We start from the raw sequence: 16,170 nt of genomic DNA, 5'->3' as shown, positions 1-16,170 counted from the left end.
TTCTTGCCCGCGGGATGGAAGAGTGGGGGATACCAAGCACACTGATCTTCCATGGGAGGCATGCAATGGACGGCACAGGACCACAGGATGAACCGGAATTGGTAGCGGACCTGGTGGTCCAACGGCTCCAGGCATGGGGAGTGGGCCGGATCTTCGGATACAGCGGCGACGGCATCAACCCGCTGATGGGTGCCCTGCGGCGGGCGGGCGGACCGGAGTTTATCCAGGCCCGGCATGAGGAGAACGCAGCTTTTATGGCGGTGGGCCACGCCAAGTACACCGGGGAAGTGGGCGTGGTGGTCTCCACCCAGGGCCCGGGTGCCATCCATCTGCTCAACGGCCTGTATGACGCCCGGATGGACTCGGTGCCGGTGGTGGCCGTCATCGGACAGCAGAGCCTGAGTGTTTTGGGGTCCGGCTACATGCAGGAAGTGGATCTGATGCACCTGTTCCGGGACGTTGCGTCCGGATTCCGGCAGCAGGTGTCCAGCCCGGAACAGGCGCCGCTGGTCATTGACCGGGCCTTCAAAGAAGCCCTTGCCACCCGCACTCCCTCCGTGGTGATCCTGCCGCATGATGTTCAGCAGGCGCCGGCTCCGGAACTGGACCAGGAACACGGCGTGCTCACCACCGCTCCGGTATGGCGGCCGGCCCGGATCCTGCCCCGCGACGAAGACGTGCAGGCCGCCGCCAACCTGCTGAACAGCGGTCAGAAAGTCGCCCTGCTGGTAGGGCAGGGAGCCCGCGGCGCGCAGGAACAGGTGATGGCCCTGGCCGAAAAGCTGGGCGCTGCCGTTACCACCAGCCTGCTCGGCAAGCCGTACGTGGACGAGTCCCTGCCGCTGGCGGCCGGAGTCATGGGCCATCTGGGTACCTCGGCCAGCGGTTATGTGCTGGCCAACTGCGACACGCTGCTGATCATTGGCTCCAATGACCCGTGGACCGAGTTCTATCCGCCGCCCGGGGCTGCTCGAGCCGTGCAGATCGACATCGATTCGGCGGCGATCGGCAACCGGTACCCGGTGGAAGTTGCGCTTCCCGGTGGAGCTGCCGCATGCCTGGACGCCCTGCTGCCGCTGCTGGAGGAGCGCGGACCCTCCGACTGGCGGAACGACGTCGGACAGGCGGTGCGTTCCTGGCACGAACTTGCGCGCGAGCGTGCCTTTACCCCGGCCGACCCGGTGAACCCCGAGCGCGCCGTCTACGAGCTGAGCAGCCGCATGCCCGCGGACGCCCAGGTAGCCGTGGACGTGGGCAGCAGCGTCTACTGGTACGCCCGCCAACTGCGGCTGCCGGCCGGCGTTCCCGCGCATCTGTCCAGCACGCTGGCAAGCATGGGATGCGCTGTGCCCTACGGCCTGGCCGCAAAGCTTGCCCGTCCGGACCGCCCGCTTATTGCCCTGTCCGGAGACGGCGCCATGCAGATGGCGGGGATCACCGAACTGATTACGGTCAGCAGGCTCTGGCAGCAGTGGGCGGACCCGCGCTTCATTGTCTGCGTCCTGAACAACCGAGAACTGGCGGAAGTGACGTGGGAACAGCGGGAGATGGAAACCGAACCGCGCTTCCCGGACAGCCAGGCGCTTCCGGACTTCAACTATGCCGGCTACGCGGAGCTGCTGGGCTTTGAGGGCATCCGGGTGGACGATCCGGAGCAGCTCGGTGCTGCCTGGGACCAGGCGCTCGCGGCTGACCGGCCGTACATCATTGAGGTGGTCTCGGATCCTGACGTTCCGCTCCTGCCGCCGTTCCCCGGAGGCAAGGCACAGGCAGCGTCCATGATGGAAGCGATGGAAAAGGAAGGGCCCCAGACGCAGCACGCCCGGGACCTCCTGTCCGTCTACCTCCGCCAGGAAGAAGCCCTGGAGGGCTGATCCCCGGCGGAGGAGGAACGTTACGGACGGGCGCCCAGCTCCACGGGCTCCTCGTCGTTCAGGTACGCGGATTCGGCATGGGCTGCCATATCGATGCCCTGCAGCTCGCTTTCCTCCGGAATGCGCAGCCCGATGGTCGTCGCCAGCACCTTGGCGATGATCCAGGTCACCACGAAGGAGTAGACGAGCACCGCAGCGGAGGCCAGGGCCTGGATGCCCAGCAGTTCGAGCCCGCCGCCGTAGAACAGGCCGCTGACACCGTTGGGAGCTGCGTCGGTGGCGAACAGGCCGATCAGCAGGGTGCCCAGCAGGCCGCCCACGGCATGGACGCCGACGACGTCGAGGGAATCGTCGTACCCGAGCCGGTACTTCCATTCGATGGCCAGGGAACAGACGAGGCCGGCAATCAGTCCGATGGCCAAGGCGCCCAGCGGACTGACGGCACCACAGGCCGGAGTGATGGCCACCAGGGCGGAAATCAGACCCGAGGCAGCTCCGAGGGAGGACGAGGTTCCCAGCCGCAGCCGGTCCATCAGCATCCAGCCGAGCAGGCCGGCTGCGGCTGCCACAGCCGTGTTCAGGAAGACGACGGCGGCGGAATGTCCGGCACTTAGGGCCGAACCGGCATTGAATCCGTACCAGCCCACCCAGAGCAGCCCGGCGCCGAGCAGTACCAGCGGGCGGCTGTGCGGCTTTCCGGAGGCATGCGGCCAGCCCTTGCTGCGGCCCAGGACCAGGGCCAGGGCCAGGGCTGCGACTCCGGCGTTCATGTGGACAGCGGTGCCGCCGGCGAAGTCGATGGCACCGAGCTGATTAGCAATCCAGCCGCCGGTTACGGATCCGTCCTCACTGCTGAAGGCGAAGACCCAGTGCGCCACGGGGAAGTAGACCAGGGTGGCCCAGAGTCCGGCAAACAGCATCCACGCGCCGAACTTCATCCGGCCGGCGGCGGCGCCGGCCACCAGTGCCGTGGTCACACAGGCAAACATCAGCTGGAAGGCGGCGAACAACGCCACGGGAATCGAAGAGTCCGGATCCTCAACCAGTAACTGGGACAGACCCAAGAATTCCAGCGGGTTTCCGAGCAGACCGGCTCCCGTGAGGGAGTTGCCGAACGCTGCGGAGTAGCCGTAAAGCACCCAGAGGACTGCGACAAGGCTGGCCCCGCCGAAGCACATCAGCATCATGTTCAGGATTCGGCGCGAGCCCACCATTCCTCCGTAGAAGAAGGCGATGCCGGGGATCATTAGACAAACCAGGGCGGCGCTGGCGAGCAGCCAGGCGGTGTTTCCAGAGTCCATGGAGATACTCCATTCGGGGGTGGCCGGCCGCGCGGGCCGGAGCGGCGGGTGGAAACCGTGCTACTCCCAGCGTGGGCGCCCCGTATTACAACCGCGTTTCCGCGCAAGTTATCCCTGTGTTAACAGCTGCTGGATGCTCGCTGAACGTTTCCTAGTAGTTGAGCGGCATTCCGCGGCCGAAGGAAAAGGCACGCACCACTTCCACAATGCCCAGCACCACCAGGGCAACGCCGCCGAAAATCACCAGTGCTGCAAGGGAGCTCACCGGGAGGAACAGGACCACCACGCCGGCAATAATGCTGACGATCCCGTAGATGATGGCGTACCACCGTGATCCGCCGCTCTCCACCTCGGTCAGGGACATGATGCCCTCCACAATCCAGGCGATTCCAATGAACAGGGCGAGGACGGACAGGGAGGCCAGCGGATTACGGATCGCTGCCACTCCGGCGATCAAGAGCAGAAGGCCGATGAGGATGTTCAGGACGCGCAGTCCGCCGAGCAGCGGAGTCACCAGCCCTGTGACCACCCGGACCGCCCCGGCGACGACGAAATACAGGCCAAACAGGACGGCAATCACGTCCAGGGTGGCTCCGGGCCAGAACAAAACCAGCGCACCCAGCACCACTGAGAGGACCCCGGTGACGACCATGCCCGTGCGGATGCCCCGGACCACCTTGCGGGTGAGCTCGCTGACCTCCAGGCTCAACCCTCCGAACCCAAAAGTACTTCCTGACATGGACATGTGAAACCTCCCGTAGAGTCGGGCTGGCAGCGCCCCTGTTCCGAAAATTATCCTTCCGGGGATGCCCTGATCTCTAGGGTTGGCCTGCCGCAGAGCCCTCGGAAGGGCCAGACAGCACGCCGGTCAGTCTCCGGTGGATCCGTCCAGCAGTTCGCGCAGGATGTCCAAGTGGCCGCAGTGCCGGCCGGTTTCCTCAATCATGTGTACCAGGACCCACCGCACGTTCTGCCCGTCGACGTCCCCGTCGACGTCCCCGTCTCCGTCACCTTCGCCGGCGCTTCTGCCGCGGCAGCGGTCCTCGAGGTCATAGCGTTCCAGCACCTCCCGGGATTCGCGGCAGGCAGCCTCATAGTCCTTGATGAGTTCCGCGAGGCTGTCATTGTCATTGACCCTGAATTCCCCGTCCGGGTCAGCGGCAGACCATCGCGTGGGCACATCCCGCTGCCCGTCAAGCCGGGTGCGGAACCAATAGCGCTCAACATCGGTCAGGTGTTTGACGAGCCCGGACACCGTGGTGAGGGAGGGCAGCAGCCGTTTGGCGCCGTCGGCATCGCTGAGTCCGGCAGCCTTCAGAACCACAGTGGCCCGGAAGTAATCCACAAAGCCGGTCAGCGTCTCGCGCTCACCGGCTGCTTCGGGCGGTTCCGTGCGGATATCCAGGGGCGTCTGCGCAGTCATCCGCCCAATCTAATCCATCCGCACGCTAACCCATTCGCTCCGGCAAGCCGGAACCCGTACCTGCGAGCCGGGTGAGGTGGTCCTGGATCATTTGCGCCACGGCTTCATGCCCGGCCTGATTCGGATGGTAGGGCAGCGGCCCACCCTCGGTGGGGACAAAGGCGCCCACCGTCCACGGGTCATCCGAGCCGGCATAGTGGTCAGCGCTGGCCTTGGCCACGCGCACCACGGAACCGCCGGTGGCGTTGGCTCCGGCTTCGGTCGCCAGCGCCAGATGCACGGCCAGCTCACGGCCGGCGGCGGCCTGCGCCGGTTTCATGCCGGCCACGCGGATGTGCGGGTCCAGCGGCAGCACAGTTAGATATTCCACGAACAGGACGACGGCGTTGGGGGAGCGCCGGCGGATCAGCTGCCCCACGGAGGCCATGGCCGCAGGCAGCAGCGCGAGCCGCCGGTTCAGGACGGCCGGTGCAAGGGCCTTGAGCATTTCGAGTGAGGGCAGATGCTTGAGACGGGCCAGCGGAGGCAGGCCTGCTGCCATGAGGTACGCCGCGAAGCCAATGTCATTGCCGCCGATGGTGACGGTGACCAGGTCCGTGTCCGCCGCCAGGGCATCCGCCTGCGGCGCCTGCCCGTACTGGGAGCGCCACAGCACATCCGCGGTGGTGGCTCCGGAACTGGTGACATCAGTGAGGGAAAGCTGCAGCTGCCGGGCCAGCAGGTGGGGATAATTGACGTCAGTGCGCCCGGCCTCCGGCGGGCTGCCCGGCACCGGAGTGCCCAGTCCGGGGGCTGATGCGAACGAACTGCCCAGGGCGACGTACCGGGCTCCGGTCCAGTCTGCTGATGCTCTGTTCATTGAGTGTTCCCCTTTACAGGATGCTTCTACGGCAGGCCGAGGAGGCGTTGGACGTTGGCGTCGGTAATCTCGTCGAAGTTCTCGTAGGCCTGGCCCACGGCGGTAAGCCCAATCGCCTGCCAGGGGATCACGACGTCGTCCGCCAACGCCGCTGCGGTTTCCGCACCCGGCCCGCAGCTCACGGGAGCCGCCGCCACCAGCCTGGCCGGGTTCTGCCCGCGGAGTCCCAGCAGTGCGGCGTGCATGGACGCGCCCGTGGCCAGCCCGTCATCCACCAGCACCACCGTGCGGCCGGAAACATTCAACGGGTCCCGCCGCATGCGGTAAAGCTTGTCGCGGCGGATCAGCTCGAGCTGCGCGATGGCGGCGGCGGCTTCGAAGGCCTGCTCCGCGGAGCCGGGCCCGTCGCTGGAGGAGGTGCCGGAATGCAGGGAGCTCTGCCAGTCTGCAAGAACGGCCTCGTTTTGCACGGTAGTGACTGTCCCGGCCACCCATGCCAGTGCCCCGGCGGCCAGCTCGGGCTGCCCGGGGAGGCCCACTTTCTGCACCGCGACAACATCCAGCGGCGCGTGGAGCAGCTTGGCGACTTCGGCAGCCACGGGCACGCCCCCGCGCGGCAGGCCTAACACCACCAGGTTTGGCGCGCCGAGGTAGGGAGCGAGCGCTACGCCCAGCTGGACTCCGGCGTCCTGCCTGTCCCGATACCGGCTAAATGATGCCATGGCTCCTCCTTGCAGGGGCCGGTTTCTTGACACGGTAGGGTGCCGCCGGCACGGCTGGCAAGGCACCGGCAGTGATCCCGTGCAGCGGATTGCGAAAGGTTGCCGGGCATAGCAGGGTGGGCGTGGAAAGGTGGACCCATGACTCCCACAGCTTTGATTACCGGCGCCACGTCCGGCATTGGTGCCGAATTTGCCCGCCAGCTCGCGAACCGCGGCTACAACCTGGTCCTCACCGCCCGGAATGAGGAACGGTTGAAGGAATCCGCCGGCCGCCTGGCAGCCGAGTACTCCGTGCAGGCGGAGTACATCGCGGCGGACCTGGCCGAGCCCGACGGCGTTGAACGGGTGAGCCGCCGGCTGGAAAAACCGGACATCGCCATGCTCGTGAACAACGCGGGCTACGGGTTGAAGAACAGCTTTGAACGCAATGAGCTGGCCGCCGAAATGGACCATCTGAACGTTCTGGTGGCGGCACCTCTGCAGCTGAGCCATACCGCTCTTAACACGATGCTCTCGAAGATGGAAAAACCCGGGGGCCACATCATCAACGTGGCCTCCGTGGCCGGCTTCATTCCCCGCGGCACCTACAGTGCGGCCAAGTCCTGGGTCATTACGTTCAGCCGCTGGGCGAACATCAACTACGGCGGACGCGGCGTGCACGTCACAGCGCTGTGTCCCGGGTTTGTGCATACGGAATTCCACCAGCGCATGGACATGGACAAGACCCTCTATCCGGACTGGATGTGGCTTGATGCCGAACGCGTGGTCCGCGAGGGTCTTGCGGATGCCTTTGCCGGCAAGGGCATCTCCATTCCCAGCAAGCGGTACAAGGCGCTGGCCTGGTTTGGCGCCCGCGGTCCGCAGGCACTCGTGGCACGCATCGCGGGCCGCGGCCGGTAGCCGCCCCGGGTCCGGAACACGCCGTAATCCAGCTCGATCCTTCGGGGCCCGCCCCCTAGTGTGGGTGGCTATGACGAGCGCCACAAATCCCAGTCCCGCGTATCTCAACCAGCTCGACGCCGATCATCGACAAAATCCTGGAACCGCGGCGGCGGCGGCAGGATGTGCCCACTGAGGAAATAGCCGAGGACGAGGCACAGATACCGGGAGCGCTGCTTCCGGATTCACCCTGGCGCAACGATGACGGCGGCTTCCTGGTGCTGGCGTTCATCCTCGGTCAGTTCATCGGGCTGACTACGGTCATCACCCGGATGCTGCCCTTCACCGTTGGGCCCGGGCAATGGAATATACATCGACGGCTAAGCGCTGGATTCCAATAACTACAGAGGAAAGGCAACGCGCCATGAGCTCGACCAGTCCCAAGATTTACGCCCTGCATGAGAACACCGAGTGGTTTCCGCCGTTTGCCCGCGCCTTCGAAGCCGAAGGATTGGAAGTGGAGGAATGGCTGCTGACCGATGGCGTCCTGGATCTGGACTCGGTGCCGCCGGAGGGCATCTTCTGGTCCCGGATCAGTGCCTCCTCCCACACCCGGGACCACGGCCTGTCCAAGGACTATGCCCGGGCGGTGCTGTCCTGGCTGGAAGCCCACGGCCGGCGGACGGTCAACGGGCGGCGGATCCTGGAACTGGAAATGAGCAAGGTGGACCAGCTCACCGCGCTGCGCGCCGCCGGCATCGACACTCCGCGCACGGTGGCCGCCGTCGGCCGGGACTCCATCCTGGCCGCTGCCAAGGAATTTCCGGCCCCCTTCATCACCAAGCACAACCAGGGAGGCAAGGGTTTGGGGGTCCGCAAATTCGAGTCCCACGGCGAGCTGGCCGACTATGTGTCGGGACCGGACTTTGAGGAACCAGCTGACGGCATCACCCTTATCCAGGAGTTCATCAACGCCGCCGAGCCGTTCATTACGCGCGTGGAGATTGTTGGCAGCGAGTTCATCTATGCGATCCGGGCAGACACCGCCCGCGGCGGATTCCAGCTCTGCCCGGCGGACGCCTGTGCCATCGACCCGTCCACCGGCAAGCCGATCATGCCGCCCGGCGCCACCATCGCCCCGGATGAGGACACCCAGCTCTTCAGCCTGCGGGAGGGCTTCGACCATCCGATCATCGGTAAGTACCTCGAGTTCGCCAAGCGCATGGGCCTGGAGGTCTGCGGGATTGAATTCATGGAAACGGCCGACGGCCGCATCCTCACCTATGACGTGAACACCAACACCAACTACAACGCCGTGGTCGAGGCCGCCGCTCCGCGCTCGGCGCCCCGCGCGCTGGCTCAGTATCTCAAGGGGGTTGGCGCCTAAGGGCGGCACCTTTCTGCCTCGCTGCGACGTGGTGCAGGACAAACAATTTATCTCCGGGCCGGGCGCGTCGCTATAGTCAGGATTATCCAAAGTGAAGGAGCTTCCTCAATGACTGCTGCCCAGGAACCATTGTGGGTCAAGAACTACCAGCCCGGCGTTCTGGCAACCATTGAGCTGCCCACCGAGTCACTGACGGACATGGTGGAGGACGCGGTTAACCGTTACGGGCCCAAGGTGGCACTGGAATTCTTCGGTGCCGAAACCACCTACACCGACCTCGGCGACCAGATCAACCGTGCCGCCGAAGGCCTCCGGAAGCTGGGTGTGCGCCGCGGACACCGCGTCGCAATCGTGCTGCCGAACTGCCCCCAGTACCTCATCGCGTTCTATGCCGTGCTCCGTCTGGGCGCCGTCGTCGTCGGGCACAACCCGCTCTACACGGAACGCGAACTTCGCCACCAGTTTGAAAACCACGGTGCGCAGGTAGCCATCATCTGGGACAAGGCCGTGGAGAAAATCCAGGACTTCCCCGACGACATTGCCGTCAAAACGGTGATTGCTGTGGACATCACCAAGGCTATGCCGCGGCTCAAGCGCATTGGGCTGCGGCTGCCGCTGCCCTCGATCCGCCGTACCCGGGCAGGGCTGACAACCAAGACCGAAAACACCATGTCCTGGGAAAAGCTGCTCAGTTCCGCTCCGATCGACAGCGCCCATCCCCGCCCGTCGGTGCGGGACCTGGCCGCCCTGCAGTACACCTCGGGCACCACGGGAATCCCCAAGGGCGTCATGCTCACCCACTTCAACCTGCGCTCCAACGCGCTGCAGGGGCAGGCCTGGATGCACGGTGCGCAGGAGGGCAAGGAAGTCATTTACGGTGTGCTGCCGATGTTCCATGCCTTCGGGCTGACCCTGTACCTGACCTTCTCCGTGCTGACCGGGTCGCGGCTGGTGCTTTTCCCCAAGTTTGACGTGGATCTGGTGCTGGACGCCGCCAAGAAATCCAAGCCCACCGTCTTCTGCGCCGTCCCGCCGATCTATGAGAGGACGGCGCTGGAATCCAAGAAGCGGGGCATTGACCTCTCCACCATCCGCTTCGCCATTTCCGGCGCAATGACCCTGCCGGCGGCCACCGTAAAGCTCTGGGAAGAGGTTTCGGGCGGACTCCTGGTGGAGGGCTACGGCCTCACCGAATCTTCGCCGGTCGCGCTGGGTAATCCGTTTGCCGAGAGCCGCCGCAACGGCACCATCGGTGTTCCGTTCCCCAGCACGGAAATGCGCGTTGTCGATCCGGAACAGCCTTCCTCCGAGGTGCCGCACGGCGTGCCGGGTGAACTGCTGATCCGCGGCCCGCAGGTCTTCGCGGGCTACTGGAACAACACTGAGGACACAGAACAGGTGCTGCTCGACGGCGGCTGGCTGCGCACCGGCGATATTGTCACCGTGGATGACGACGGCTTTGTGAAGGTGGTGGACCGCCGCAAGGAACTGATCATCACCGGCGGCTTCAACGTTTCTCCCACCGAGGTGGAGGAAGTGCTGCGCAGCAACCAGGCCATCGCCGACGTCGCAGTGGTGGGCCTGCCCCGCCCCGACGGCGGCGAGCAGGTTGTGGCGGCCGTTGTCCTGACCGAGGGTGCGGAACTGGATGAAGCCGGACTGCGGGCCTGGTGCCGCGAGCGGCTCACCCCGTATAAGGTTCCCCGCCGGATTGTGGCCATTGAGGAGCTGCCCAAGTCGCTGCTGGGCAAGGTACTCCGCCGCCAGGTGCGCGAACTGCTGACCAGCGAGAAGTAGGCTCCCTTCCGGATTACCTATTGACGCTCCGAAGGCGTTGGGTTGGAATGGTAAGCAGGCTTGGCATTTCAGGTCTGCCTGATACTACAGCCGCCCAATAAGGCCCCCGCAGGTATCTTCGCGATGCCTGTTGCAGGCTCGGCCCAAACGTGAAACCAGACCGTACAACGGCGATGGCTTCACAGCTGAAGGAGAACAGCATGATCAGCAACCAGCAAGTTGAAGGTCTCATGGCAGGGTCCGGCAACGTCTTGGGACCCAACGGTGACAAGATTGGCGCCGTTGGAACGTTCTATTTGGATGACCAGACCAATGAACCCGCCTGGGTCACGGTCAACACCGGAATTCTCGGAACGAACGAGTCCTTTGTGCCCCTCAGCGAAGCAACGGTGGAGGGCATGGACGTCCTGGTTCCTTATTCCAAGGACGAGGTTAAGAACTCCCCGCAGGTCGAATCCGATGGATCCATCACGCCCGAAGAGGAAGTGACCCTCTACCGGTACTACGGATTTACTTACGACGACGGCAGTGACGACGTCTCCACCATGGACGCGGGCACCATGACGGATTCGGGCACCATGACGGATTCCGGCGTCGGAACCCGGAGCGGCGACCGGTCGGACTTCATGGAGGACAGCGACATGACGCGCTCGGGCATGTCCTCGGACGCGACTGTGGGCCACGATACCTCTGGCCCCACCACTGATGACGCCATGACCCGCTCGGAAGAGCAGCTGGACGTGGGCACCCGGTCGCGTGAGACCGGCAAGGCGCGCCTGCGGAAGTACATCGTCACTGAGACCGTCACCACCGAGGTTCCGGTCAGCCATGAAGAGGTCCGCATTGAGACGGAACCGATCACGGATGCCAATGTCGATTCCGCCATGGCCGGACGGGAGCTCAGCGAAGAAGAGCACGAAGTGACGCTTCACGCCGAGGAGCCGGTCGTCAGCAAGAAGACGGTGCCGGTGGAGCGGGTCCGGATGGATACCGAAACTGTCACGGACACGGAAAGCGTGTCAGAGGAAGTCCGCAAGGAGCAGATTGAAACCGAGACGGACGACGGTATCCGTCGAAGCTCCGGCACGGATTCCCACGGCGGTTCCGGGCACTCCGGCGGCACGTCCGGGGAAAGCGGTTCCGGCGGCTCGGGCAGCTCAGGCAGCAGCAGGTAATTTGAAGCGCAGCGTTTGAGGGCGGGGTTCCGGCAGTTGCCGGAACCCCGCATCGTGTTATGGCGTACTTATGACGCCGCCACCTGGCGGGCAGTGCGCTCGAGCACCTCACGGCAGGCCAGGACCGCCGGCCGGTTGGCGCCGGCCCGCCGGACGGACGTGAAGATGCTTCGGTGCGGCTTGCCGTCCAAATCCATTAGGTGGACGCTGGGATCCCGGCCGGTCCACACCAGGTCCGGCATCAGCGCCACGGCGTTTCCGGACTCGATCAGCCGGATTTGGGCCTGCAGATCGGCCGTCTCAAAACGGACATCAGGTTCAAATCCCGCCCGCCGGCAAATCTGCTCCGCCCAGTGCCGGGAGGCCGCGCCCCGCGGTTCCATCACCCACGGAAGCCCCGCGGTGTCCGCCAGGGACTGCACCGGCGGTAGGCCCTCAGGCGGCACGGCCAGGCGGATGGCATCCGAGGTCAGGTGCACCCGGTCCAGTTGGGCATGCCGGACGGCGGCGTGTCCGGGATACTGTTCAGCGATCACCAGGTCAAAGTCGCGTGCCCAGGTTTCGTACAGTGCTGTCTCGGGCTCACGCTGAACCATTTCCACGCGCAGTTCCGGATGCTCACGGCGAAGGATGCGGAGGGCATCGGGCAGCAGGGCCAAAGCGGCTGACTGGAACACCGCTATCCGAATGGATCCGGTCACCGAGGTCAGCGATGAAGCCAGATCCGCTTCGGCCCGCTCCAGCGATTCAAGGATGTCGGAGGCATGGGCCACCAGAATCTCAGCCTGCGGTGTCAGCTGCACGCCCCGCCCGGTTTTCCGAAGCAGTTCCACCCCCACGGACTTCTCCAGCTGGCCCAGCTGCTGGGATACCGCGGAAGGGCTGAGGCTCAGTGCTTCCGCCACTGCGGCCAGGGTTCCGCGGGCTTTGACTTCCCGGAGAAGGATCATGCGGCGAACATCGAGCACGGTCATTTCCCCCTTTCAATTCATTAGTAAATCTAATCTATACCGGTAAGAAAACCCATCTTTGCCTAATGGGAAATAGTGCGGATACTTAGAGGAATACCTATCAGTTGCACGTTGAAATGAGCTGCCCGCATGAGCAACATCCTCACCGAAACCACCGCGGGATCGGACACCCCACAGGCCCTGGCTGATGAGGCGGTGGCCCTTGTCCGCCGTTGGCTCGCCGAAGCGGCAAGCGTCCCGGTGGACGCGTCCGCTGCACAGCTTGCCGGCGTGCTGAAAGATCCGGCCGGACTGGACTTCACCGTTGGGTTCGTTGACGGCGTCATCCGCCCCGAAGACCTCCGCGTGGCCGGCCGGAATCTGGCCGCCCTCGCACCCCGTGTGCCGGGCTTCCTGCCCTGGTACATGCGCTCCGCCGTCCGTCTGGGCGGAGTTATGGCGCCGGTGCTGCCCCACGTTGTCATTCCGGTAGCCCGCAAGGTACTGCGCCGCATGGTCGGCCACCTGATCGTGGACGCCACCGACGCCCGCCTCGGCAAGGCGATTGCCGGCATCCGCAAGGACGACGTCCGGCTCAACATGAACCTCCTGGGCGAAGCCGTGCTCGGCGAACGCGAAGCCGCCCGCCGCCTGGAGGGAACCCACGAACTCCTGGCGCGCGACGACGTCGACTACGTCTCCATCAAGGTGTCCTCCACCGTCTCGCCGCACTCGCACTGGGCGTTCGACGAAGCCGTGGAGCATGTGGTGGAAAAGCTCACCCCGCTCTACCGGCGGGCCGCGTCCTCCGCGCAGAAGAAATTCATCAACCTGGACATGGAGGAGTACAAGGACCTGGAGATGACCATGGCGGTCTTCACCAAGCTCATGTCCATGCCCGAATTCAAGGACCTGGAAGCCGGCATTGTCCTGCAGGCATACCTCCCGGACGCCCTCTCCGCCATGATGCGGCTGCAGGAGTTCGCTGCGGCCCGCCGGGCCGACGGCGGCGCACCCATCAAGGTCCGCGTGGTCAAGGGCGCCAACCTGCCCATGGAACAGGTGGAGTCCTCGCTGCATGACTGGCCGCTGGCCACCTGCGGCACCAAGGCTGAAACGGACACCAACTACAAGCGCGTCATCAACTACGCCCTGCAGCCGGACCGCGTGGCCAACGTGCGCATCGGCGTGGCCGGACACAACCTGTTCGACGTGGCGTTCGCCTGGCTGCTTGCCCAGCAGCGCGGCGTGACCAAGGGCATCGAATTCGAGATGCTGCTCGGCATGGCCACAGGCCAGGCGGAGGTGGTCAAGCGCGACGTCGGTTCGCTTCTGCTGTACACGCCGGTGGTGCACCCGGCGGAGTTCGACGTCGCCATCGCCTACCTGATCCGCCGCCTCGAAGAGGGCGCCAGTTCCGAGAACTTCATGTCGGCGGTCTTCGAGCTCAGCGAAAACGAGGCCCTCTTTGAACGCGAAAAGCTGCGCTTCCTCACTTCGCTGGAAAACCTGGATGACCGGGTTCCTGCCCCGAACCGCACCCAGGACCGCAGCCAGCCGCGCCCGGATGCTTCCACCGGAGCCGGCGACGCCCATCCGGGTTTTACCAACACCCCGGACACTGACCCGTCGCTGCCGGCCAACCAGGCCTGGGGCCGGTCCATCCTGACCCGCATCGAGGGATCACCCCTGGGCAAGGCTGCCGTAGCCGACGCCCAGGTGGCCGACGAAGAGGCGCTCTCCGCCGTCATCGAGACAGCGGTTTCTGCCAGCAAGGGCTGGGCCGCCCTCAGCGGCGCCGACCGCGCCGAGATCCTGCACCGCGCAGGAACCGTCCTCGAAGATCACCGGGCGGACCTGATGGAAGTCATGGCCGCCGAAACCGGCAAGACCCTGGACCAGTCCGATCCCGAGGTCTCCGAAGCCATCGACTTTGCGCACTACTACGCGGAGCGGGCCAAGGACCTGGAAAAGGTCGACGGCGCCCGCTTCGTCCCGGCCCGCCTCACGGTGGTCACCCCGCCGTGGAACTTCCCGGTAGCCATTCCGGCCGGTTCCACCCTGGCTGCCCTGGCGGCCGGTTCTTCCGTGATCATCAAGCCCGCCCGGCAGTCCGCGCGCAGCGGAGCCGTCATGGTGGAAGCGCTCTGGGAAGCCGGCGTTCCCCGCGATGTCCTGCAGATGGTTCAGCTGGGCGAGCGTGAACTCGGCCGCCAGCTCATCTCGGATCCTTCCGTGGACCGGGTCATCCTCACCGGAGGCTATGAAACGGCAGAGCTGTTCCGGTCCTTCCGCACGGATCTGCCCCTGCTGGCGGAAACCTCGGGCAAGAACGCCATCATCGTCACGCCCAGCGCCGACTTTGACCTGGCCGCGCGCGACGTCGTTTCCTCCGCCTTCGGCCACGCCGGGCAGAAGTGCTCGGCAGCTTCCCTCGTGATCCTCGTGGGCTCGGTGGCCAAGTCCCCGCGTTTCCGCAACCAGCTGGTGGACGCGGTGCAGTCGCTCAAGGTCGGCTATCCGGTGGATGCTGTGACGCAGATGGGCCCGATCATTGAACCCGCCGAAGGCAAGCTGCTGCGCGGACTGACCGTGCTGGGCGACGGCGAGTCCTGGCTCATCGAACCGAAGCAGCTCGATGACTCCGGCCGTCTCTGGAGCCCGGGCGTGCGCACCGGGGTCCGTCCCGGTTCCGAGTACCACCTCACCGAGTACTTTGGTCCCATCCTCGGCGTGATGACGGCTGACACCCTCGAAGAAGCCATCGCACTGCAGAACCAGATCGACTACGGGCTGACCTCCGGCCTGCACTCGCTGGATCCGGCGGAAATGGACCTGTGGCTGGAAAACATCTCGGCGGGCAACCTGTACATCAACCGCGGTATCACCGGCGCCATCGTCCAGCGCCAGCCCTTCGGCGGCTGGAAGAAGTCCGCAGTGGGCGCCGGAACCAAGGCCGGCGGCCCCAACTACCTCATGGGTCTGGGACAGTGGGAGCCCGCGCAGGCCTCCGGCACCGGAGCCCCGGTGAGCCACCAGGGTGCCGCCAAGCTCCTGGCCGCCGCTGTGTCCGGCAGCTTCGCTGCTGACACCGGCTTCCTGCAGCGTGCGCTGAGCAGCGATGCCGCGGCGTGGGCCAAGGAGTTCGGCACTGCCAAGGACGTGTCCGCGCTGAGTGCGGAACGCAACGTGTTCCGCTACCGGCCGCTGCCGGTGACCATCCGGCTGTCCGAGAATGAGCCGCTCGACGCCCTGGTACGCGTAGCCGCTGCCGGGCTGCTGGCCGGATCCGCGCTGCGGGTCTCCACCGGCGTCGAACTGCCGCTGGCGCTCCGGGCCGTCCTGACGGAACAGGGAGTCCCCGTGGCGGAGGAGAACGACGCCGAATGGCTGGCTTCCGCTGCAGGGTTTGACCCCGCAGCGCAGGGGACCCGGATCCGGCTGATCGGCTCCGGCGCCTCGGCACTGGCCACCGCCCTTGGGGGACGGCCCGACGTGGCCGTCTACGCCAACCCGGTCACCGAGGCCGGGCGCGTTGAGCTGCTGCCGTTCCTGCATGAGCAGGCCGTGAGCATCACCGCGCACCGCTTCGGGACGCCGAACCACCTCTCGGATGCCCTGATCTAGTCAGCACATTCGGCAACAAGAAAAGACGGCACCGGGTCTATCCCGGTGCCGTCTTTTCTTGTTAAGGTTTTGCCCATGGAACTGATTTACGAGTAGGGACCTTCCGGGCCGGATTACCGGCTCCGAGCACCCGCTCTCATCGCTGACCCCATTCGCCCGTATCGTCCGGGTAGGCG

The 16,170-nt window shown here is 65.4% G+C and carries 13 protein-coding genes; 7 read left to right on the top strand and 6 right to left on the bottom strand.

What is annotated here, in order from left to right; translation table 11 throughout:
• Positions 1 to 65: 65 nt before the first annotated feature.
• Complete coding sequence (locus tag KG104_RS16505) at positions 66 to 1,874, top strand: thiamine pyrophosphate-requiring protein (RefSeq protein ID WP_207347675.1); 1,809 nt, start codon at positions 66 to 68, stop codon at positions 1,872 to 1,874.
• Between the two features lie 20 nt (positions 1,875 to 1,894).
• Here KG104_RS16505 and KG104_RS16500 read toward each other — a convergent pair whose 3' ends face one another.
• From KG104_RS16500 to KG104_RS16480, 5 genes are all read right to left on the bottom strand, one after another.
• A complete protein-coding gene (locus tag KG104_RS16500; RefSeq protein WP_207347676.1) occupies positions 1,895 to 3,175 on the bottom strand; it encodes an ammonium transporter in 1,281 nt (426 codons plus the stop codon).
• Between the two features lie 151 nt (positions 3,176 to 3,326).
• Entirely contained in the window at positions 3,327 to 3,914 is a 588-nt protein-coding gene (locus KG104_RS16495; protein WP_181032210.1) for an HdeD family acid-resistance protein, read from the bottom strand.
• Between the two features lie 129 nt (positions 3,915 to 4,043).
• A complete protein-coding gene (locus tag KG104_RS16490; protein ID WP_237687082.1) occupies positions 4,044 to 4,598 on the bottom strand; it encodes a DinB family protein in 555 nt (184 codons plus the stop codon).
• A 25-nt stretch (positions 4,599 to 4,623) separates the two neighbouring features.
• Complete coding sequence (locus KG104_RS16485; RefSeq protein ID WP_207347677.1) at positions 4,624 to 5,457, bottom strand: SGNH/GDSL hydrolase family protein; 834 nt, start codon at positions 5,455 to 5,457, stop codon at positions 4,624 to 4,626.
• A 26-nt stretch (positions 5,458 to 5,483) separates the two neighbouring features.
• Positions 5,484 to 6,179 (bottom strand): phosphoribosyltransferase, encoded by a 696-nt coding sequence (locus KG104_RS16480; RefSeq protein WP_207347678.1) that lies wholly within the window; start codon positions 6,177 to 6,179, stop codon positions 5,484 to 5,486.
• Positions 6,180 to 6,317: 138 nt separating this feature from the next.
• Between KG104_RS16480 and KG104_RS16475 the strand changes: the two genes are divergently transcribed.
• The 5 genes from KG104_RS16475 to KG104_RS16455 all read left to right on the top strand — a co-directional run bounded on the left by KG104_RS16475 (position 6,318) and on the right by KG104_RS16455 (position 11,417).
• Complete coding sequence (locus KG104_RS16475; RefSeq protein ID WP_207347679.1) at positions 6,318 to 7,079, top strand: SDR family NAD(P)-dependent oxidoreductase; 762 nt, start codon at positions 6,318 to 6,320, stop codon at positions 7,077 to 7,079.
• A 164-nt stretch (positions 7,080 to 7,243) separates the two neighbouring features.
• Positions 7,244 to 7,459, top strand: a complete 216-nt coding sequence (locus KG104_RS16470; protein WP_207347680.1) for a hypothetical protein — start codon at positions 7,244 to 7,246, stop codon at positions 7,457 to 7,459.
• Positions 7,460 to 7,482: 23 nt separating this feature from the next.
• Entirely contained in the window at positions 7,483 to 8,445 is a 963-nt protein-coding gene (locus tag KG104_RS16465) for an ATP-grasp domain-containing protein (RefSeq protein WP_207347681.1), read from the top strand.
• A gap of 108 nt (positions 8,446 to 8,553) precedes the next feature.
• Positions 8,554 to 10,242, top strand: coding sequence for a long-chain-fatty-acid--CoA ligase (locus KG104_RS16460; protein WP_207347682.1), 1,689 nt, complete (start codon positions 8,554 to 8,556; stop codon positions 10,240 to 10,242).
• 200 nt (positions 10,243 to 10,442) lie between these two features.
• Complete coding sequence (locus KG104_RS16455) at positions 10,443 to 11,417, top strand: YsnF/AvaK domain-containing protein (protein ID WP_207347683.1); 975 nt, start codon at positions 10,443 to 10,445, stop codon at positions 11,415 to 11,417.
• A gap of 68 nt (positions 11,418 to 11,485) precedes the next feature.
• On the opposite strand, the gene KG104_RS16450 is transcribed toward KG104_RS16455, so the two are convergent.
• Positions 11,486 to 12,385, bottom strand: coding sequence for a LysR family transcriptional regulator (locus KG104_RS16450; RefSeq protein WP_207347886.1), 900 nt, complete (start codon positions 12,383 to 12,385; stop codon positions 11,486 to 11,488).
• A gap of 132 nt (positions 12,386 to 12,517) precedes the next feature.
• Here KG104_RS16450 and KG104_RS16445 point away from each other — a divergent pair, with 132 nt between their 5' ends.
• Entirely contained in the window at positions 12,518 to 15,994 is a 3,477-nt protein-coding gene (locus KG104_RS16445) for a proline dehydrogenase family protein (RefSeq protein ID WP_207347684.1), read from the top strand.
• Positions 15,995 to 16,170: the final 176 nt, after the last annotated feature.

Source organism: Arthrobacter sunyaminii, assembly GCF_018866305.1.
Lineage (GTDB): Bacteria > Actinomycetota > Actinomycetes > Actinomycetales > Micrococcaceae > Arthrobacter_B > Arthrobacter_B sunyaminii.
Note: the sequence above shows the minus strand (reverse complement) of the source record. Positions and strands in the feature narration are given on the sequence as shown.